The sequence below is a fragment of the Paenibacillus sp. Soil766 genome, from assembly GCF_001428105.1.
GTDB lineage: Bacteria > Bacillota > Bacilli > Paenibacillales > NBRC-103111 > Paenibacillus_E.
Map to the genome: position 1 here is coordinate 1 of NZ_LMSJ01000039.1, position 20,665 is coordinate 20,665.

General features: G+C 44.5%; 19 protein-coding genes. 5 read left to right on the forward strand and 14 right to left on the reverse strand.

Features of this window, described 5'->3' with window-relative positions; genetic code table 11:
• Positions 1-426: 426 nt before the first annotated feature.
• A complete protein-coding gene (locus tag ASG89_RS26610; protein ID WP_057314092.1) occupies positions 427-1,368 on the reverse strand; it encodes a DMT family transporter in 942 nt (313 codons plus the stop codon).
• Positions 1,369-1,525: 157 nt separating this feature from the next.
• On the opposite strand from ASG89_RS26610, the gene ASG89_RS26615 reads away from it, so the two are divergent.
• Positions 1,526-2,890, forward strand: coding sequence for a PLP-dependent aminotransferase family protein (locus tag ASG89_RS26615; protein WP_057314094.1), 1,365 nt, complete (start codon positions 1,526-1,528; stop codon positions 2,888-2,890).
• Positions 2,891-2,961: 71 nt separating this feature from the next.
• On the opposite strand, the gene ASG89_RS26620 is transcribed toward ASG89_RS26615, so the two are convergent.
• Positions 2,962-3,786 carry a DNRLRE domain-containing protein gene (locus ASG89_RS26620; RefSeq protein WP_057314096.1) on the reverse strand — a complete coding sequence of 275 codons (825 nt, stop codon included), beginning with the start codon at positions 3,784-3,786 and terminating at the stop codon, positions 2,962-2,964.
• A 99-nt stretch (positions 3,787-3,885) separates the two neighbouring features.
• Positions 3,886-4,257 (reverse strand): hypothetical protein, encoded by a 372-nt coding sequence (locus ASG89_RS26625; protein WP_057314098.1) that lies wholly within the window; start codon positions 4,255-4,257, stop codon positions 3,886-3,888.
• A gap of 244 nt (positions 4,258-4,501) precedes the next feature.
• Between ASG89_RS26625 and ASG89_RS26630 the strand changes: the two genes are divergently transcribed.
• Positions 4,502-4,756: a hypothetical protein gene (locus ASG89_RS26630; protein ID WP_057314100.1), complete on the forward strand. Its 255-nt coding sequence runs from the start codon at positions 4,502-4,504 to the stop codon at positions 4,754-4,756.
• A gap of 261 nt (positions 4,757-5,017) precedes the next feature.
• Entirely contained in the window at positions 5,018-5,215 is a 198-nt protein-coding gene (locus ASG89_RS35855) for an FAD-dependent oxidoreductase (RefSeq protein WP_235549939.1), read from the forward strand.
• Here ASG89_RS35855 and ASG89_RS37925 read toward each other — a convergent pair.
• From ASG89_RS37925 to ASG89_RS26670, 10 genes are all read right to left on the reverse strand, one after another.
• Positions 5,206-5,430: a helix-turn-helix domain-containing protein gene (locus ASG89_RS37925; RefSeq protein ID WP_268795666.1), complete on the reverse strand. Its 225-nt coding sequence runs from the start codon at positions 5,428-5,430 to the stop codon at positions 5,206-5,208. The two genes, ASG89_RS35855 and ASG89_RS37925, sit on opposite strands and share 10 nt — an antisense overlap.
• Positions 5,431-5,895 (reverse strand): hypothetical protein, encoded by a 465-nt coding sequence (locus tag ASG89_RS37930; RefSeq protein ID WP_235549940.1) that lies wholly within the window; start codon positions 5,893-5,895, stop codon positions 5,431-5,433.
• Positions 5,896-5,913: 18 nt separating this feature from the next.
• Positions 5,914-6,036, reverse strand: a complete 123-nt coding sequence (locus tag ASG89_RS38280) for a hypothetical protein (protein ID WP_268795664.1) — start codon at positions 6,034-6,036, stop codon at positions 5,914-5,916.
• A 128-nt stretch (positions 6,037-6,164) separates the two neighbouring features.
• Positions 6,165-8,819, reverse strand: coding sequence for a family 16 glycoside hydrolase (locus ASG89_RS26640; protein WP_063868174.1), 2,655 nt, complete (start codon positions 8,817-8,819; stop codon positions 6,165-6,167).
• Between the two features lie 299 nt (positions 8,820-9,118).
• The gene (locus ASG89_RS26645; protein WP_057314101.1) at positions 9,119-10,675 is read right to left on the reverse strand and encodes an extracellular solute-binding protein; all 1,557 of its coding nucleotides are present in this window, start codon (positions 10,673-10,675) and stop codon (positions 9,119-9,121) included.
• A gap of 75 nt (positions 10,676-10,750) precedes the next feature.
• Positions 10,751-11,626, reverse strand: coding sequence for a carbohydrate ABC transporter permease (locus ASG89_RS26650; RefSeq protein ID WP_057314102.1), 876 nt, complete (start codon positions 11,624-11,626; stop codon positions 10,751-10,753).
• Between the two features lie 11 nt (positions 11,627-11,637).
• On the reverse strand, positions 11,638-12,594 hold the full coding sequence (locus ASG89_RS26655; protein WP_057314104.1) for an ABC transporter permease: 957 nt from the start codon (positions 12,592-12,594) through the stop codon (positions 11,638-11,640).
• Positions 12,595-12,743: 149 nt separating this feature from the next.
• Positions 12,744-14,615 (reverse strand): sensor histidine kinase, encoded by a 1,872-nt coding sequence (locus tag ASG89_RS26660; RefSeq protein ID WP_057314105.1) that lies wholly within the window; start codon positions 14,613-14,615, stop codon positions 12,744-12,746.
• Between the two features lie 17 nt (positions 14,616-14,632).
• A complete protein-coding gene (locus ASG89_RS26665; RefSeq protein ID WP_057314106.1) occupies positions 14,633-16,249 on the reverse strand; it encodes a response regulator in 1,617 nt (538 codons plus the stop codon).
• A gap of 116 nt (positions 16,250-16,365) precedes the next feature.
• Positions 16,366-17,406 carry a LacI family DNA-binding transcriptional regulator gene (locus ASG89_RS26670; protein WP_057314109.1) on the reverse strand — a complete coding sequence of 347 codons (1,041 nt, stop codon included), beginning with the start codon at positions 17,404-17,406 and terminating at the stop codon, positions 16,366-16,368.
• Between the two features lie 190 nt (positions 17,407-17,596).
• Here ASG89_RS26670 and ASG89_RS26675 point away from each other — a divergent pair, with 190 nt between their 5' ends.
• Together ASG89_RS26675 and ASG89_RS26680 are read left to right on the forward strand one after the other, a co-directional pair.
• Positions 17,597-19,009: an FAD-dependent oxidoreductase gene (locus ASG89_RS26675; RefSeq protein ID WP_057314110.1), complete on the forward strand. Its 1,413-nt coding sequence runs from the start codon at positions 17,597-17,599 to the stop codon at positions 19,007-19,009.
• Positions 19,010-19,029: 20 nt separating this feature from the next.
• Positions 19,030-19,641 (forward strand): SGNH/GDSL hydrolase family protein, encoded by a 612-nt coding sequence (locus ASG89_RS26680; protein WP_057314112.1) that lies wholly within the window; start codon positions 19,030-19,032, stop codon positions 19,639-19,641.
• Positions 19,642-19,974: 333 nt separating this feature from the next.
• On the opposite strand, the gene ASG89_RS26685 is transcribed toward ASG89_RS26680, so the two are convergent.
• On the reverse strand, positions 19,975-20,649 hold the full coding sequence (locus tag ASG89_RS26685; RefSeq protein WP_057314114.1) for a hypothetical protein: 675 nt from the start codon (positions 20,647-20,649) through the stop codon (positions 19,975-19,977).
• Positions 20,650-20,665: the final 16 nt, after the last annotated feature.

Consider the following 20,665-nt stretch of genomic DNA (forward strand, 5'->3'; position numbering starts at 1 on the left):
ATTAGGCACGCCGCCAGCGTTCGTCCTGAGCCAGGATCAAACTCTCCATAATAGTTTGGACAACTGCTTGTCCGTATATCTGAAAGCTTAATTGCTCATTTGAAGCTAGCAAGATTTTGCAATCTCTTTTATAGTCGATTACTCGACTGTGCTTACTCACTCGTTGTTCAGTTTTCAAAGATCAATTTCTTTCGTCCACTGCCGTATTACCGAAGCAGCGAGAAGTAATATACCATGTTCATTTTTTATTTGCAAGCTTTTTTTGAAATTCTTTTTTAATTCTTTTTCGTTACCAGCCTGTCTGTCTTGCGGCCGGAGTGATAATATAGCATGGATGGCAAACACATAGCAATGTTTTAATTTTCCAATTATAAAATGATTTATTCGCATCAGCCGCCAACAGTTATAACTCCGGATATTTTGCAATTAAACAGATCTCTTCAACTTGGGGACTTCCTTGGTACGTCCAGCATAGTATTGGGTACCCAGCACGCCAACAATGATTAATACCGAACCAATAATATGATAACGGGTTACTTCCTCACCTAGAAACAACGCGCCGGCGGCAATTGTAACGAGTGTGGAAAGATTCGTGAAGACGCTCATTTGGGAAGCTTCAATTTTGGACAAGACATACGTTGACACCAGAGCTGTTACTAAAGATGACATTACGCCCAAGAATATAATAGACATGAGAAAGAGTGGATGAGACAAAGGCGCTATCAAGTTCTCGAAAGACCCCCACTTCCAATGCGTAAACAAAGAGGAGATCGTAAACACCACAAATCCGGTACTCAGCATCAAGTAACTAATTTCAACTGGACTAAATTGTTTGGATAAGGAGCGTGCCATTACACTGTACCCCGCAAATGAAAAACTCGTAAGAACTAACAAAGAAATGCCGGTAATATTGGAGATGTCGAACTTACTTCCCTTCATTAAAAAGATAAATACAACACCGAACACCGAACAAAAAATAGCGAGCTTCTGAGCCCTATTCGTGGATTCTTTCAAAAAGAGTGATGCACACAACATTGTAACGATAGGTGTAAATGCGTAGAGGATCCCCGCCTCAGCGGCGGTTGCGTGCTGTAAGCCATACGCTTGTAAGGTGAAGAAGCCCAATGGATACATAGATGAGAGTAAAAGTGCTTTGCCAATAGGCTTGCCGCGATAATGCAATTTTACAATTCCCAAAGCAGCTAGCAGTGATATTGCAATAAACGATATGGCAAAACGGTACATCAGTGTATCGAGGGGTTGCGCGTAGTCCAGTACTATTTTGGCAAATAAAAAAGAGATACCGATAATGACTGCATTAAGTACAGCAAGTAAATAAGCAAGTTTTCGATCATTGTGAGATATCATTTCATCCACTCCTTACTAATATAGAATACGTTTAGTCAAACGGCTGACTGAAACATTCTCTGATATCAGCATAAGTCCATACACCATGCACAACAATCCTTTTACACGACAACTGTACCGGTACAATTCTAAAATGAAGATTGGAGATTCAACGCTCATGTATAAATATTTGTTTATTGTGAATGACATTGAACAGCAACTCGAACAGGGACAAATCCGAGCTGGACAGAAGCTTCCTTCTATTAGAGACCTCTGCCTTCGCTATGCTTGCAACAAGAGCACTGTGATTCGTGCTTTTTCCCTTCTGGAAAGTCGTCATCTCATTTATTCGATCCCACAAAGCGGTTATTACGCGGTTCAGCAAAGAGGAGCAAGTATGCAGTTACCTGAGAATAAGGTCTTTGACTTCTCCTCTGCTGCACCAGATCCCGAGCTGTTTCCTTACTTGGATTTTAAACATTGTGTGGATAAAGCCTTTGATATGTACAAAAATGAACTGTTCATGTACGGGACACCGCAAGGTTTGCCCTCGTTATTACGGCTGCTAACTAAGCATTTGGCTAACTACCAAGTATTCACGAAGCCCGATCACATTCATATCACGTCTGGTGTGCAGCAAGCCCTCGCTATTTTGGCCTTGATGCCTTTTCCGAACAAAAAGCGCGGAATTCTGATGGAGCAGCCTAGTTATCATTTGTTTGTTCGATTAGTCGAAAGCTACCAGTTGCCAGTACACGGTATTCGTCGTTCTCCACAGGGTGATATCGACTTAGATTACTTAGAACATCTCTTCCGTACCGAGGACATAAAGTTTTTCTATACGATGCCGCGTTTCCAAAACCCACTTGGGTGCTCCTACTCTGAGCCCACGAAGAAAACAATTGCCAAGCTGGCCAAACGATACGATGTGTATATTGTTGAAGATGATTATTTGGCAGATCTAGAGCATGATTTGAAATCAGATCCAATCTACACCTATGATTCTTCTCACGTCATTTATTTAAAAAGCTACGCTAAAATCCTATTCCCCGGGTTAAGAGTCGGCGTTGCCGTTCTTCCGCCAGCTCTAGATGACGCATTCCGCATTTTTAAAAAGGTAGCCGACATCGACAGCCCTATGCTCTCGCAAGCAGCCTTGGAAATTTATATTCAGAGCGGCATGTTTGAACGTCGTAAACATGCGATTAGAGATGCCTATTCGAAACGATTACTGCAGTTGCACGAATCTCTGCATGCCTATAAGGAGGATAGCTATCTAGTTGCTTCACCAGGTCAATCTGGCGTATACACACATATCGTGCTTCCTCCTCATTTGTCGATTCCGCTATTGTTGGAAAGATTGCATAAGAAGCAGGTATGGATTCAAAACCTAACGCTTAATTACTTGCCGAGTTTTGATCCGCTGCCGGTTATGAATCTGAGCATTACACGGGTATCTGAAGAGCACATCGATAGGGGGATACGAATTATAGCGAATGAGATCAAACATATGATCAAACAGGGAAGACGCGTCTATAAATAAGATAAAAGCTGAGCACTGGACACGGCGTCACTTCCTGCGACACGGTTCCTAGCACTCAGCCCTTATGTGATTTATGGTGTTATCGTTAACTTAGGTCGATCCGTGCTGGCGATACTCTCACTTGATGCAAAAGAGACATTCCCATTTGAATTTACTGCTGACGTACTGTATACACGGATGGAGAGCTTTTTGCCCGTAGACATGGCTGCTTGAACTTGAGACGTTACATTGATCGTAATCGGCGTGCCTGCAACAATCGTATACGTGCCAAGCACCGTACTCGAAGATGGCTTCGTATTCCAAGTAATCGCGCCTTCTGTCCATGTGTTGTCACTTACGAGTGCAACCTCGTTTTGGATGCCGCTCATTGCAGCAATGATTGGCTTCAATGTAATCGTTGCGTTTGAGACTGTACCGCTATAACTATTGAAATCAAATTTAAAATAACCATCCCGTTTATAGCTAGTTAAATCGTTCTTGGTATCAACCGTAACAGCCGTTGTTCCTGCTTGGTTCGTTGTCGCATAGGTGCCATCTCTCACATTCGCATCATCCACAGCATTCCACGTATTCGGAGTCGTCAGGACGATTCCTGCGCCATTATACGCACCGCGATTCGGCGCAATCGACGATGAGACGGTGTTGCCCCAGTAGTCTTTGCCCCCATTGCTGCTCATTAGTACTCCCGAGGACAGAGCAGGTGAACCTGTTCCTAGCTTATAGCCATTCACCGAGCTTAATCCAATACCTCCGCTGCCCGCTCCAGCCAAAAGTGGATCACTCGTTATTTTATGAGCATCGCTTGGCTCACTGGCTGGATGGTTGCCATAGGGTGTAACTGCTATCGAATTGGAAAATACGCGCTCGATCATTCTGACTAATATTATAACGGACAATCATATTATCGTTTCGTTTTGATCCACTCCCCATGATCAAAAGGAAGCCACCCTCATTATCATGGCTATAATTGTACTGAACCGTACAGCCAGTCAAGTTTAAATCACAGTCAAAGCCTTGGCCGTCATTGGTTGTTTTGGTTCGGTCAAAAAGTTGCTAACCTCGGCGATCTTAAAGCCGTTGCCGCTAATATCGTGCGTGAGCGGATAGGCAAGCACTTCATTGCTTGGAATATCCGAAAAATAAATATTCACTAAACGGATGACGCGATCCAGAATCGTTTCATCTACGGCATATTTTAGCTTACTGACATCTTGGGTACTCTGTCTGTTGATCTCTTGATTGTACGCATTCGAGAAATAGTGGATATAGATGAGCTGAGGAACCAAGGAAAGAATGATGACCAGCAAAATATTAAATAAGAGGATGCGGGAATAGATGGTGCTCATCCTTGCTCGGATGTTGAACATGGAACACCTCCTTGCATGGTAGTATGGGTGATGGCAGGTAGAAACATATAGGGATGAAAATTTGGATAAAGCGTTTTCACAAATCACTTCTTCTACATATAGCACAAAATTGTTGCTTGTCATGAGGGGGAGGTGTACAGCGGAGGAGAAATGGTAGGCATCTGCACAAACAACCGGTCAATCACCTACATATAAATGAATCAGGGATGATAAACACCTACTTTTAAAGGAGTGAAATGAAACGATGAGTTTACAACAACTGCCTCCTCCGCCTGAATATACTCCTCCAAAAGCTTCTGGTTCTTACATGATCGATTGTGTGAATCAGTACACCTATGTTTGGCTAAAGAATGGCGAAAGGTTCTGGTTTTATCCGATTCGTGTTGAGTCCTTCGGAACATCAGGGTTTAGATGGACTGGTTCATTTTGGATGTATGATGGCATAGACGCGAGGTTTATTGATACCGTAACTTGCCCTCCTATCCCTACCCTTTATTGATTTCATGCTAAAAACCGTCAGGGAGGATATCCTGACGGTTTCTTTTTGGTTGGCCCTTATTAGTAAAAACTGCAATCCTTAGAAACAGTAAAATTCATCAAGTATAGGAGGAAGATCCATTATTCTCGTCAAACAGGTAAGCGGATTATAATAGTGTTTTTAAGCTACATAGTGATGGAGGTTGAGTACAGTGAACCAGGAGAAACAGTATGATATTGTTGGCTTTTTGAACCCAAAGCAGCGCTCGAAGTACTGCAAGATATGGTCCATGCAGCCTACGGTTCTATCCGAATGGAGCCTGTTTTTATGATCCTGGGGCAATCCGCTGCTATCGCAGCTGCACTGGCGCTGGATGCGGACGGCATCGTTCAGAATGTAAAGTATGAGCAACTTCATGCCATACTCGATCAAGAAAATCTGGTCTTGTATGTAGACGTCGAATACCTGCATCACTCATGATTGAACTGGAATCCGAATTGGCGCCGATATTCTCTCGGGGGATGGCCAAATCGATCGCGGAACACCCGGCAGAAATGAGGATAGTTCTGGAAGCCAGTCTTCTCGGAAACCTGCTCCAATGAAAGATTGCTGTACAGCACCTGCTGCTGTGCAAGCTTTAGCCTAACATCAATACAGTAGGCGAACAGGGATTGGCCAAAAGCGGCTTTGAACAGTTACGAGCAGCGAGAGACACTTAATCCGACGGAGGCTGATATTCTATCCAAACTGAGCGATTCATGGGCATGATTTTCTATGAATAGCTTAATCTTGTATGCAGTATCCGCTCCCTTGGCACGCTGCTTGATCTGAATCACTTGCTCCAGTGTCAAACAAAGTGTTCTCAGCAGATAATCCATGATCTCTTCATGGTTCTGCATCACTTTTTTCTTTTCGCTGATAATATGCTTCCATAAGGTAAGGACCGTATCGTCAAATCCGATGTTCGTTTTGGTTGGCAAGCCTTTGTTATTCCACCACGAGTCAAGCCATTCCCCGTTGCCAGCTAGGAAATAGTCTCCAACGGGTTGAACCGCACCCGATTCCGGAGCGCTTCGGGGCTGCACGTTTAGTTCGTATGGCTGATCGGGAGGATAAATGAGCAGGTCACCGGGGATGATGGTCTCGTATTTCCCATCCACGAGCGCGCGACAGGTTCCTTATACCTGAAGCCGAAACAGGTAGAAGGTCAACCCGTCTTTATACTTAACGGAGTGGGGCTTCGTGTGCGTGAAATAATTCGCATAAATGACGCCGGATCGGTGTAGATCTGACTTCGTCATAGGTAAGGTTCCTCCTGGAAATAGCGATTTTCTCCGATTATATAGTTGTCCACAAGACAGTACAAGGAGCTGTCCCTCGCAGCCGTTTCATGGCTTGAGGGACAGCTCCTTTTGGCTGCCGACCGACGCTAATTAGAAGACAGAACCAAAGCGTCATCAAAGGATACATTCACCGAGGTGGTTCTGAATCCGATTTTCCCTGTTGTTAATTCCGTTACAGGATTGGTCCATTCTGTCTTTAATGCGCCATCCACATAACCTTTTATGGTGTTGCCTTGAATGGAAGCCTTGATCGTATACCACTGGTTCGCCTGGGCTGTGAAAGAAGTGCTGGATACTAAGGTCAACTGTCCATTCACAGCTTTATACAACTCCAGCTTTTGATTCGCTACATTTATTCGATACATATAATAATTATCTGCATTCTGCACCCTGAAGACGATGCCTGCATTGGCATTGGTAATAGGCATTTTCACTTTACCTTCATACGTATAGTCCGTCCATGATTCACCGGCTGTAATAAGCGCAGTGGTCGAAGCACTCTGGAGCAGGGTTTTCGTATCCGCTGTTACCACACTCCATGAACCTGAAGATGACGTCCAACCTGTCATATTTCCATCTTCAAAATTATCGTTCAATCGGACGATAGGGTAAACCATAGCATCGTCAAAATGGACACCCATCGAGGTGGTCCGGAATCCGATCCCACCTGTGGTCAATTCCGTTACAGGATTGGTCCATGCCATTTTTAATTCTCCATCCACATAACAAGAGATCTTATTCCCCTCTATAACCGCCTTAACCGTATACGACTGCTTCTCTATGGCAGCGAATGGCGTACTTGTTACAAGCGTCATTTGTCCATTGGTGGATTTATACAACTCCAACTTCTGAGTGGATGAATTGATGCGATACATATAATAATTATTGGCGTCTTGGACCCTGAAGACAACGCCTGCATTGGCATTGGTAATGCCCATTTCCACTCTAGCCTCATACGCGTAATCCGTCCATGAACTTCCTGCATTGGCGGTAATAAGGGATGTTGATGTCTGACTACCACTAGATAATACTGTGTTCTTGCCATCTGTCGGTACGGTCCAGTTGCCTGTAACGGATGTCCAACTCACCGTATCTCCGTCTTCGAAATTGTCGCTGAACAACGGCTTGGTATTGGCAAAGATAATGCCACTTACATTGTCATTTATTACGCTAACCTTCAAGTCGGTCAGGTTTGTTGCAAGCTTACCTTTCACATAAACATCGGAGAACATGACACCGTTAACCATTCCGCCTTTGGTGACATTCCCGGAAAGTCTGGATTGCTCAGATCCCACCTCGCGAAGATTAATGTTCTTTAATACAACATTGCTTACATTGCCGGAAGTACTAGTACTAACTGTAAGCCAATGATTCCCGAATTGATTGATACCTACTCGTTCGATATCGATATTCTCAAACGTAATATTTTGCGCGTAACCTTCCTCCGGAAGCGTATTAAGTGTGTAACCATGATCAATTAGCAATGCCCTTGCGCTTTGATACACATACGAATTTCGGACGGTCACCCCGATCTGCGCCTGGGCTACCCCCTGGCCAATTTTGAAAGCCGCGCATCGTGTCCATGCAAACGCATCATCAAAGACTACATTTTCCAAATGTTCAAGCGCTCCAGGCCATCCGCTAGACATGCCCGTCTGCAACCAGGTTTTCGTAGAATACGTGTCATCATCCGATATGGCAATCGAATGTTTAACAAGCACATTCTGACTCTCATTGATATCGATAACATCATTTTCGATTTTGTATAAATCTTGAAATCCCTTGAGATTTTTGATGGTAACATGATCGGAACGAACAACCATGAACGACCAAAAACCCGCATCCCGCAAGATTAAACCATCAAAATTAAAATTTGTAGTTGCTAGCGGGACAATCAAGTTGTTCAAGAATCCTTCATTTTTATTCGGTGCTGGCATTTTTCGCTCTCGCATCGCTATGCCTTTGCCATCAATGGTTCCCCGTCCCCGTATGGTGATATTGCTGGAGTTTACGGCAGTACGAATAAAATACGTGCCATCCGCATTTCGTGAATCCTTCCGAAAATCAATCACATAGTCTTCGCCCATGCCAGTTCCGACAATGACCGCACCTCCAGCCAGATAAAAGGTCACATTGCTTTTCAAAGTCAGGTTCCCACTCTTGTAGACCCCGGCAGGAACATATACAATGCCACCACCAGCTTGATAGGCGGCATCGATAGCCTGCTGAATCGCGTTCGATGCCATCGATGTCCCCGTATTATCTGCGTTGTACGGCGCATGGGTTACATTATAAATTCCGGCGCCTGTGGACGGGGGAATATTCGTCTCTAAGGGATCTGCTGCGATGACAATCTTCTTCGTCTGGTCATTGATATTTACTATCACATAGGTTGATGAAGAGAGCGTAAACGTTAGCTTGTTCCCGTTGACCGTCCCCTCGATGTTCTTGGCCAATGGACTGATGGAATAAGATGTAATCGGCACATTATTCGTAACCTCGATACTAACCGTGCCGGAAAAGGAAAATTGAGCATAGTCATAGTCAGGCTTATAGCTGATTACAGGAACTGATTGGTTATCCGCTTTCAAAGAAAATACGCTGGATGCGGTATAGATGGATGGCATCGGGTAATTTTGAATCGTAGCCGGAGCTGCTCCAGCCGTTCTGGGTAACAAACCTATGATTATGATGGCAAGCACTACCAACAGGCCGACTAATTTTCTTGTCATTGTAAACATGATATACCTCCTTAAGATGATTCACTGTCAACCGATACTAAGGCGGCGAAGCTCCGTTCGCCAAACATGATCCTTACTTGTAAACAATTGAAAGCGCTAACACATTTAGCAATAGCAAACAAATCTATTTTGCGGCATTCTCTCCCCTTTCATTTAGTAACTATCTTATTTGGTTAGGCAAAGCCCAATAAGATCATTCAATAACTATCGTCTATTTGCATGAGAACACAGATAAGAGGAGAACTTACGCCAGTCGTTGCAAGCAAGTTCTCCTCTTATTGTCATATCATGATGATTACTTATTTTTTCACAGTTGCATACCAGTCATTGACTTCTTTGTAGCTAGCATCTCCGCCAGATGATTTGAATTTGGCAATGAAGGCATCAAGCCCTGTTAATGATTCAGCACCAAAAATCAACTTCGTTGTGTAATCATTAGATTGCGTATTTAAATTTAGGAAGTTTTTGGAGAACTCTGTCATATATGGCGCGTAACCTAGAAGATCAGTTACTCTGGTGGAATCAGGCGCTAATCCATTCAGTAAATTCCAGCCATCATACAGACGCATATCCTTACGTACACGTGCTTGCCAGTAAATAGGGTAGTTCGTATCGTCTGTTCCCGTTAAGAAGTTATTCGCTTGATTGCGCTCATCGGTAAAGATCGGTTGGATCGGTGTATAGGCACCGTCTTTGAGTGTGTAATGTTTATTCTCTTCGCCAATAGCCATTGTTCTGAACGTATCTTTCTCCAGCTTCGCATTCATCCATTTGATGGCATCTTCCGGATGCTTGGATGCTTTTGGGATGAAGGTAATACGGTCAAAGCCTTTCGAAGCAGATAAGCCTGCTTTACCATCTTTACCTTTCATGGCAGGGATAAACGTTGCTTTTGCAGTTGGGATATTCTTCGTTAAAGCATCAGCAATCGTAGGGACATCGGACCAGTTCATCATCAGGATGCCGGCTTTACCGCTTGTGAATTTCTCTTTCGTCGTTGCTGCCTTATTGGCGGCAAATTCTTTATCAATTAAGCCTTGTTTAAATAAATCAGCTACAAAGGTTGCATAATCCTTGAAGGCCGGGTCCAACACACGAGGTGTTAACTTACCATTCACATCGTTCCAGAAATTCGGCATGCCGAAAGCGCCAACAATATTGGCAATAAAGGATGAATCACCACCGACGGTTAAAGGAATATTCGTATCGCCATTCCCGCCTGGATCTTTCTCTTTAAACGCTTTCAAAACGATAACAAATTCATCCAGTGTTGTCGGCATTTTCAATCCGACTTTATCCAACCAATCTTGTCGAATGTATAAATCTGTATTAACAGTCCGGGTGCTTTTCGTTGGAATGGCATACAGTTTCCCATCTACCTTGGCAGCCTCTAAAGCTTCAGGATCAATGACAGCTTTAATATTCGGTCCGTATTTATCAATAAGCGGTCCAAGATCAACTAATGCCCCTTTTTTCGCATAATCGGAATAAATCGCTTTAAAATCTGTCGTTCCTGCTGTCGTCACCACATCGTACGGCTCTCCTGAAGCAATCAGGATACTTAGTTTATCTTGAGGTTTATCCTGTGGAAGCATATCATACTGGACTTTATAACCCGTCGCTTTTTCCAAATACGTAGCAACAGGGTACGTGTTATAATCATCCTTTTGCCAAATTTGCAGAGACTTTAGTTCCGGCTTTACAGCCGCTGCCGTCGGTACTGATGACGATGCTGATGCTGCTGGTGAAGTAGTGCTACTTGTGCTAGTCCCACCTGAGGAACAAGCAACGAGCGATGAAGCAGACAAGCAAGCTGTAAGCGAAACGAGCATCAGCTTTCTGTTTTTTATCAACATACAAAAACCTCCCTAGTTCATTGTGTAATCATATCATTAAGCCGTAGATGAATCATCTTTGGCATTAACGCAATGCTAGCCTTTCACTGAACCAATCAGAACACCTTTGACGAAATGCTTTTGGAGAAACGGATACACGAGCAGCATTGGAATAATAGAAGCAATAACCGTCGCCGATCGAATGCCTTCAGGCGAAATCTTCATCATATCGTCCACGCTGCTATTCAGGGCAGTCGAGCTATCAGCATCCATAACAATATCCCTTAGATATAGTTGCAATGGTTTCAAACTTGCTTTGGAAATATACAACATAGGATGAAAGTAATCATTCCAGAAATACACCGCATAGAATAGCGCGATTGTAGCAATTACCGGCGTACTGAGCGGAAGAATGATACGGAATAGAATGGTGAAATTGCGAGCGCCGTCCATTTTGGCTGACTCCTCTAACGCTTCAGGTAAAGATTCATAATAGCTCTTAATCACCAATAGATTAAACACGCTAATCAGTGCAGGCAGCATGATGGACCATAAACTGTTGATGAGATGGAGTTCTTTCATTAGTAAGTAATTCGGAATGATGCCGCCATTAAACAACATCGTAAAAATGAACAAGAGTAACACAAGTGGAATTCCTGGCAGATGTTTCTTCGATAATGGATACGCTGTCAAGGCCGTCAACATAATGGCTAGCACTGTCCCGACAACCATGACAATAAGGGATACCGAGATCGATTGTAAAAACTGGCTTGAAGATACAACGTATTTCATCGTTTCTAGTTGAAAGCCTACAGGCAGAATGCCGACCTTACCTGAGATAACTGCTGTTTCATCACTTAATGCTTTGGATAGCACGTTAAGCATTGGCAATAGCGTAAGCACGCTAGACAATAACAGGGCAGTATATACGCAGATATCTAGGGACCAATCACCGATTGTTTTCTTTTTCATAGCTGCACCTCCTACCAAATGCTTCGCTTGACCACTTTTTTGCTGAGCTCATTACCCAACACGATCAAGAGAAATCCAATTACGGAATTGAACAAACCTACTGCTGTACTAAAGCTATAGTCTTGCTGTCCTAGACCTATTCGATAAACGTAGGTCCCAATGACATCACCAGATTGATAAACAACAGAGTTATACATGGTCAAAATTTGTTCCGTACCGGCTTCGAGTAAGTATCCGAGACGCAAGACAAGAATCAGGATGATCGTAGGCACGATACCCGGCAGGGTAATGTGCATCATCTGGCGAATCCGACCAGCTCCATCAATGGATGCTGCTTCATATTGTTCTTGCTCAATGCCTGCAATCGCCGCAATAAAGATAATTGCGTTCCAACCGGATTCCTTCCATCCTGCGGTAAACACCAGCACGCTTCGGAAATAGTGATTATCTAGAAAGAACGATATCGGTGTACCACCGAAAAATTGAATCACATTGTTGACCAAACCTCCGCTTGGGGAGAGTATGGTAATGAACAAACCGGAAATAATAACCCAAGACAAGAAATGCGGCAGAAAAATAATGGTTTGAATCGTGCGCTTGAACCAGCTCTTACGTACTTCATTCAGCAGCAGCGCGATAATAATCGGAACTGGGAAGAGCAGCACAAGCTTGTACAAACTAATTAAGAGTGTATTGATAAATACTTGCATGAATTCTTCTGAATGGATTAATTTCTCGAATTGCGCCAATCCAACCCATTTACTTCCCGTAAACCCATCGAAAATGTTAAAATCCATGAACGCAATGATAATCCCATACATGGGCGTATATTTGAATAGCAGTAAAAATAATAGTCCAGGGATAAGCAAAACGTAGAGATCTAAGTTTGTGACAAACAGCTTCCACCTGTTCTTGCTAACCTTCGCCGTTCCGACACGTTGTTTCAATTCCGTTGCTCTAATACTCATATCGCGTTCACCTCCAAGTTGTTATATTTGTATTATAGGTACTCTAGATAATCATCTGTAGATGGTGATCTTTGTGTTTCTGGTACTATTTTATGGTGTTTCGGATAAAAGAAAGAGCATTCCTCGTCGATCGAGGAACACTCTCAGTGCTAACTAGTAAATTCTGTTGTTTGGCGTTGGCATTGAAATCTTGCAGTAATTGTCGTCCCCTCTCCTAGCTGCGATTGTATGCTAAGTCCGTAGGACTCTCCTGAGAATAATTTTATCCTCTCATTCACATTGTACAATCCATAGGAACTGCCAGACCCATCTGTCCGCACGGCAGGACGTGGCTCAGTCAACAGATTCCGAGCAAATTCAGGATCCATACCAATGCCATCATCGGTAACAGACAGAAGCAGATCATCCCCTTCTATAGAAACGCGAATCGTAATTTTACCTGTCTTCCCTTTGGATTTACGTATGCCGTGAAGTAAGGCATTTTCCACAATTGGCTGCAAAGTGAGTTTGGGAATGAGACACGTTTCTAATGTCGGCCCTACTTTCTGAGCTTCATCCGATTCATCCTTCCCCGCTAGCTCAAACACGAACTCGAAACTCTTTGGAAAACGCGTCTGCTGAATTTCTAAGTATACTTTCGCAAGCTCCAGCTCATCCGTAACCGTTACGACATCTTTCCCTTTATTCAAACTAAGCCTGAAATAACGAGCAAGCCCGTCAATCATTTGGCTAATATCGTGTGCCTTATGTCCAATGGCAATCCAATTAATCGTATCCAATGTATTGTAGAGGAAATGGGGATTAATCTGCGCTTGCAGAGCACGTAACTGCGCCTCACGCTCTTGCACCTTGGATTTATAGGTTTCCTCCATTAAATCTTTCACCCGATGGATGAGATGGTCTACACTTTTTTCTAGGAGATTAAAATCCCCATCCGATGTGATAGACCTCTCTTCGAGACCCGACATACCTTCTCGTTTGATTGCCCTGATCACTGTTTGAACGCGGCGATTCATCCCGCGAACAATAAAGGCTAGAAGGATGAACACTAGGATCAAGAATAACACGGTCACCCCAGTTAAAGTAGCTACACTCGAGAATTGATTTAATGAAGCGGCCCGTGAGTTGATGCCCTTCTTGGGTACTTCTGCGACTAGTTTCCAGCCTGTGGCATCCACCGTTGTATACACAACATATTGTTGATTATCGTCCTCCATAATTGGAGATACACCTTCATTGTTTCCCGCAACGGCCTGTAAAATGGCATCCGATTCCAGCTTTTGTCCAAGTAAAGATTTATCACTATGGTAGATAATCGTTCCATCAGGAGCTATCATAAACACGCGTTGATCTTTATTCAAAACGATACTGGATACCATGTTATCAAGCGTCTTCGCATCTACATCAATGGACAAAAAGCCAGATAAGTCCTCATAATGGTCTGGATCACGCAGAAGACGAATGCCCGAGTAAATATAGGCATCATCTCGATCTATAAAGCTCTCTTTATAAACACCTGTCCAGACGAGGTGACCACCTGCTTTCGCAACAGCTTCATACCAGGGACGAGTCTTGAGTACATCCATCGGGAAGAAGTTTACACGTTCATGGGAGAAGAGCTTATTTTCGTCCACATATAGACGCACACGGAACACATTCGTACTTGTCTGGCCATTATCAATTAAATAGCGTAGTTCCTTCAATGTATCAATTTGTTCATTGTAGGGTGTCGAATTACTTAGATACTGCACCAGCTTAGGATTTAAAAATAGCGCATTCGACGTGTCCCGTAGAGAATCGAATTGATGGTCCAAATTAATCTCAGCCTGCTTTAACGTTTGGAGCATCGAACGCGTCACTTCTTCTTCCAGAATGTGCGAGTATCGCTGGGAATAGGCATATAGAAAAATGGAAGCAGGGATTATAATCAACACCGCATAGGCGATCAGCCATAGCCTTGCTGCTAGAACGCTTTTGAAAATCATTGTAATAAACGTCCAGCCTCTGTTCTTGACATGCATGATGAACCCTACTCTCTTTACATGACTTGCTCGCGGAAGGAGCTCGGTGTATATCCCGTATATTTCTTAAATATTTTGCTAAAATAACTAGGATCCGAATACCCCACCGCATAGCACACTTCATAAAACTTATTGGCGGGATCCTTCAATAACGCTTTCGCCCGCTCCACGCGAACCTTGGTCATATATTCGTTAATCGTTTCCCCCGTTTCTTGTTTAAAAAGCAAACACAAATATGTCGTAGACAAGAATACTTCCGTCGCGATATCGCCTACCTGCAAATTCTCCGCATACCGTTTATCAATAATCGCCCGCGTTCGTTCGATCACATTTTTGGATTTGCCATTACGTTTCTCACTAATGCGTTCACATACCTCTATCAAAAACACTTCAACAAGACGATGTAAAGCACCTAACGTTTCTTGCTGAAACACTTTGGCCATGAGCTCGTTTTCTTTGCTTTCGAGATCTTGCTTCTGTACGTGCAGCTCTAACAATACACGGCTGGCTAGAAGAAGCAGTTGAAGACTGATGTTACGTCCATAAGCCATACCATCTGCCCGATTACGTGACAGCGCATTGTACATCTCGCCCAGCTCTTCCTGCACTTTCAAGATATCTGCAGACTTCAAGGAGGAGACGATGCGCTCTTGCTGTGAAGCATCAAACCGATACACACTCTCCTCGGCTTGCTCCAGATTGTCCATGGAAATAATTTGGTTTTTGCCTAAAAACCATCGTTGATCGGCTGCTTCTCTCGCTTGTGAATAGGATTGCGGCAGGCTGGCAAGTCTGGAAATCCGTTCACCTACCCCGATCGTTACACTGATTTTCAAATAATTATGAAGGCTTTCGCGAACTTCCTCTGCCAGGGTGAACAGCAAGTTTTCCTGATCATCTTCCTGAGGCATACGAAGAATCCCTACGAATTCGCCAATCTGATTCTCAAAAACATAGCCGCCGATCTCTCGCTCAATCAGCTCCTGCACAATATTCAGAACCGAATAGGACAGCAGTTGTTGGTCTCTCTCGGACCGGGTTTGCGCAACCTCCGTGGCATCATCGATACGAATCGCAATGACCCAATAGGCTCCTTCCATTGGCAAGTTCAACTGAAGAAAATCAATACGATCCTGCACACGTGATGGGTAAATAACGCCTTCCCGAATTAGCGACATAAGAAATTTCTCTTGCAGCAGGGGCATGCTCTGTATGAGCTTAACCTGCATATCTTCAATGAGCTTGCGCTCTTGCTGCTCAGCATGGAGAGAGCTTACTAACCGCTCAATAACAATTTCCAACTCGCTTAAATTGACAGGCTTAAACATATAATCAACCGCTTTAACCTTCAGCGCAGATTTCAAGTACTCAGCATCATCATGACCGCTGACGAACACAATTTTGATATGAGGAAACCGTTCACTTAATTGGTTCGACATCTGAATACCATCCATATTGGGCATTCGCACGTCTGTTAGGATGAGATCCGGCTTCTCACGCTCGATCACCTCAAGCGCTACGTCACCATCATCCGCTTCGCCTACAACTTCAATCCCATAGGCCTTCCAGTCAAAATAGTTACTTAACCCGAAACGAACTGTTGGCTCATCGTCCACAATGACAAGTTTATACATCTATTGTCGGCCTCCCTAAGTGCAGTTCTCTTCATTATAACTTGGACAAAGGCTTGAGACATAGGAGGATCTTATGATTTCTGGTTCGATCTTACGGTGAAGAAAAGGATACTAGCTTAGGATGAAATCCCTGCGGTTGTAAGACCAATATGGAATTCACCTTGAATCCGAATATGTTCAAAAGGCAATGTCGGATTGGCAATCCGCCACAGCATTCGATCCGCTGCGCGGTAGCCCGTTTGGGAGATGGGTAGAAGCGGTCGTGTAAATTCGGGCAATATTTCGAGTTGTTCATTAAGAAAGCCGACTAAAGAGATATCGTCTGGGACTCGGAGCTGAAGTGCCTTGCAAGTGTCATAGACCACAGGCACTTCATGATCAATGCCGCAAATAATGGCAGTTGGCTGTTGTTGCTGAATTTGATTGAAGAGTGTGTTATGCCACGCCAAGCTGGTGTCACGTGGACCGATACAATGCTCTGAAGTCGTGATCGTGATGCCAGAAGCTTGCATCGCATAGCCAAAAGCTTGCCAACGCAGAATAGATCCTCGCTGCATCTGAATATCACCAACATACATGATGCGCTCATGCCCTTGACTTCGCAGATAGGCCACAGCCTGGCAAGTTGCTTCGTAGACATCCCAGATGACACTGTCAATTTTGACACCAGACGCTGGGAAACTTAGCAGAATTCGGGGAATGGGGAGGTTAAAAAGCGCCGTTTCCCACTCCTGAGGCAGAATGCTCGGCGCAATGAATATTCCATCTGCATATTGGACTCCTGCTTCCTCTAACCATATCGCCATCTTCTCTTGCTTCATGCGCTGAGGCAGCATGAGCAGCTCAATGCGATGTCCGAAGGAGAAGAATCGATCTTGCAAACCTTGCAGCAACAAACGGTTATAGGACACAGATTCGGCTGTCTGAACAAGTAGAAAACGCAGGCGCTCATTCGGGTAAGGCGCGATATGATCCAGCCTTAAACTGCGGATCTGATCCATCGTGTAATAGCCGAGCTTCTCAGCTGTGTGGACAATGAGTTGGCGGGTCGCCTCCGACATGCCATGCTTGCCCTTTAGTGCTTTATTCACGGTTTGGACCGTTAAGCCAAGCTCGATGGCGATTGTTTTCATTGTGACGGCTTTGCGGATTGGCATGGATGTATTGCACCTCCAAAATGTTGCTTACGCACACTATATCACGCTTACTTTTTAGATGAAATAAAAATTAAACTAGTTCCTTCGTTACAGCGATCTATAATGAAAACAAAGGCTTTCTGAATACGTAAACGCGAAAACATTGCGGCGCTTAGACTCGCCAATGTCCACCCATTAGGAGGAAATTCGAATGACTAACTCATCAACTAACAACTTAACCGTAACCATACCTGCTCAAAAACTAACTGTCAGTCACACCCCTGATGTCGTCGTTGTTGGCGGTGGGGCTACAGGTATTGCCGCTGCAATTGCGGCTGCGCGTAATGGTGCCAGCACGCTCTTAATAGAGCAACGCGGCTATCTAGGCGGCATGGGAACAGCAGCACTTGTACCTGCATTTTGCCCATATACTGATGGAGAAAAACCTGTTATTCGTGGTATCGGTCTCGATTTGCTAGAAAAAATGAAACGCGCAGCAGGAGAAGATTTTCTAAACCGGTATGAACAATTGCTGGACTGGGTTCCAATCGATGTCGAAACGCTCAAACGCGTCTATGATGCCGAAGTGCTTGCCAGCGGCGCACAAGTGCTATTCCATACCGTTGCTGATCAAGTGCTGCTTGATGGGGATCGCATCAGCGGTCTTGTCATTAGCAATAAATCCGGCCGCTCCGTCGTGCAAGCCAAGCTGTACATTGATGCATCTGGAGATGCGGATCTTGCAGCATTGGCTGGGGTTCCTTTTCAAGTTGGTGGCGACAATGGTGAGCTTCAGCCTGGTACGATGTGCTATGTCGTTACTGGTGCAGATAAGGTTCGCTTCAATCAATTCCTCACTGAAACGGGTCAGCATCCGCAGCTTGAAGATCTCGTGACTTTAGCCCAGCAAAATGGTGAACTGCCAGAAGGACGCAAGCGCATTTCAGGAATGGCTTGGGTATCAAATTCCGTAGTTGGTTTTAACTTTGGCCACGTCTTCAATATTGACGGAACAAAAGCAGAAGATTTAACTCGTGCCGCGATCGAGGGACGTCAGTTGATTGATACACAAATCCGATTCTTGAAGAAATATGTGCCTGGCTTTGAGCATATTTTCCTTGTCCATTCTGGTGATCAAATCGGTATTCGTGAAACACGCCGCATTCAAGGCGACTACACCCTTGTCGTGGATGATTTTCTCTCGATGCGTAGTTTCGAGGATGATATTGCCCGTAACTCCTACTTTATTGATATCCACTTAGCAAATGCCGGATCTACAATGACGATTAAGCATTTACCAAAAGGAAAATCCCACGGCGTGCCTTATCGCTGTATGCTTCCGCAAGGCAAATCGAATCTTATCGTCGCAGGACGCTCCGTTTCGTCTGATCGTCCAGTACAAGGTTCGCTTCGCGTTATGCCGAACTGCTTTGCAATGGGGGAAGCGGCAGGCGTTGCTGCTTCGATGGCGAGCGTTGATGGAGTTGGCTTCCGCGAGGTGTCCATCCCGGAGCTGCAACGTAAATTGATCGAACAAGGTGCCTATCTGGGAGACAATCCAGGTCTCGCTTATGCAGATCGTGAAGTCGCTGTCGGCGCTGTTCATTATGAAGATGAGAATTAATTAAAAGGGGACTCACGAACTTGCTTAACAAATGGACGGGAAGAACTTGGGGGACCCTCGGAGATAGTATCACCGAAGCAGGCGGCTATCAGCCGCTAGTTCAGGAAGTGATGGGCTTCGCCAGCGTGATCAACTATGGCAAAAGCGGTTGTCCCATGACAGCTGGCGGTGATCGTGACTATGGCGCGACGACTCATGTTGGTCGGATGATCGACACGTCCTTGGATTGCGTCACCATTTTCGCTGGTGTGAATGATTTTCGATTAGATAAGCCGATCGGGGAGTTAGGAAGTAAGGACGTGTTTACGTTTCACGGTGCTTATGCCACGCTGATCGAGGACATTCTGACAAAAAATCCAGTCTGTCGCTTGAGCTTATGGACGCCGCTACAGCGAGATAAAGATCAATATGACATTTTCTACGTCAATGCGGCTGGTCATCGTCTCGTTGATTATGTTGAGGCTATCAAACAGATTGGCTTGTTGTATGGGTTACCTGTGCTTAATCTATACGCGGAAAGCGGATTAAACAAGCTAACGCTGCCCCACTTCACATCGGATGGCTTGCATCCGAATGAGGCTGGTCATCGGCGGATTGCTGACATGGTTGTACCGTTTTTGTTGGGATTGTAAAAAGTATGGAAACAGCCGATCTCGGGGGTTAGATACCTGGGCTGGCTGTTTTTTATTTTCGCGGGGACTGATGGTGAAGGTGCTTGACTAGTGGGAGTCTTGGAGGGCGGGTGAGAGGTCAGAGAGTAGCAAGATTGGATACGGTTGCGAAATAACTGGATTTTATCCAGCTATTTCAGCGACTTCAGTCTGTATGTTGAGAATAAATGAAAAATATCCATCTATTCTCTGCCTTTTTGGCACATTCCGTTGTTTTCGCTGAAATTAGCTACATAATTTCCATCTAATTGGATAAATCGATGATTTCTTGATAAATTAGGTTTATATTTTCCATTAATCTCTGTTAGCGAGCAAGTCACTCCCGGCTAAAGCGTACTTAACAATGCGCTGCCCCTTTCCGCTATAGGCAGGTGTGAGCAGGCCTTTCGAGCAAAGCTTCTTAAGCATCATGACTGCAGTCCGATGATCAATATCAAAATGCTGCTCCACATCCTTTGGCCGAATCGGCTCTGCACGTTGAACAGCGAGACGAAGGACTTCTTTTTCGGCCATGTGGGCGCGTAGAATTGGTGTTGAACTCGCTTGATATCTCGCCATCACCATTCGCAGCAAGGCTATGCACAGCTCCGGTCTTTGTTCAACATCATCATAAGCGAAGGAAATGACTTGATACCCCATCGCATGAAGAAACGTTTCACGATTCAATTCATTGCAAAATTTCTGCCTGTCCAGATCACGAACATGCGAAGCGTAGCCTCTTATTTCGATAAGCAGCTTTACAAAACCTGGCAACCACGCAAAATCCGCAAAGTAAGAACGCCCGCGCCAATCAAGCACCTCATATTCAGGGTGAAGGTTCTCTAAGTCCCCACGTAAAATCCACCAAATTTGTTTAGCAAAGAGCGCCTCCCCGTGCCCATGTCCTCTCTCCAATCTGCCGCGCCGCTCCCCACTACGATTGTCCAAGTGCGTCCGAATAAACGTTTCATGCTCTTCTACAACATTCATTTTTCTCATCACCCTT

Bases quoted from the DNA above. Each gene is read 5' to 3' on its own strand.
- ASG89_RS35855 (WP_235549939.1), top strand. From the start codon at position 5,018: ATGGTCCATGCAGCCTACGGTTCTATCCGAATGGAGCCTGTTTTTATG.
- ASG89_RS26645 (WP_057314101.1), bottom strand. From the start codon at position 10,675: ATGTTGATAAAAAACAGAAAGCTGATGCTCGTTTCGCTTACAGCTTGC.
- ASG89_RS26650 (WP_057314102.1), bottom strand. From the start codon at position 11,626: ATGAAAAAGAAAACAATCGGTGATTGGTCCCTAGATATCTGCGTATAT.
- ASG89_RS26625 (WP_057314098.1), bottom strand. From the start codon at position 4,257: ATGTTCAACATCCGAGCAAGGATGAGCACCATCTATTCCCGCATCCTC.
- ASG89_RS26640 (WP_063868174.1), bottom strand. From the start codon at position 8,819: ATGTTTACAATGACAAGAAAATTAGTCGGCCTGTTGGTAGTGCTTGCC.
- ASG89_RS26660 (WP_057314105.1), bottom strand. From the start codon at position 14,615: ATGCATGTCAAGAACAGAGGCTGGACGTTTATTACAATGATTTTCAAA.
- ASG89_RS26630 (WP_057314100.1), top strand. From the start codon at position 4,502: ATGAGTTTACAACAACTGCCTCCTCCGCCTGAATATACTCCTCCAAAA.
- ASG89_RS26665 (WP_057314106.1), bottom strand. From the start codon at position 16,249: ATGTATAAACTTGTCATTGTGGACGATGAGCCAACAGTTCGTTTCGGG.
- ASG89_RS38280 (WP_268795664.1), bottom strand. From the start codon at position 6,036: ATGACGAAGTCAGATCTACACCGATCCGGCGTCATTTATGCGAATTAT.
- ASG89_RS26655 (WP_057314104.1), bottom strand. From the start codon at position 12,594: ATGAGTATTAGAGCAACGGAATTGAAACAACGTGTCGGAACGGCGAAG.
- ASG89_RS26615 (WP_057314094.1), top strand. From the start codon at position 1,526: ATGTATAAATATTTGTTTATTGTGAATGACATTGAACAGCAACTCGAA.
- ASG89_RS26610 (WP_057314092.1), bottom strand. From the start codon at position 1,368: ATGATATCTCACAATGATCGAAAACTTGCTTATTTACTTGCTGTACTT.
- ASG89_RS26685 (WP_057314114.1), bottom strand. From the start codon at position 20,649: ATGAATGTTGTAGAAGAGCATGAAACGTTTATTCGGACGCACTTGGAC.
- ASG89_RS26670 (WP_057314109.1), bottom strand. From the start codon at position 17,406: ATGCCAATCCGCAAAGCCGTCACAATGAAAACAATCGCCATCGAGCTT.
- ASG89_RS26675 (WP_057314110.1), top strand. From the start codon at position 17,597: ATGACTAACTCATCAACTAACAACTTAACCGTAACCATACCTGCTCAA.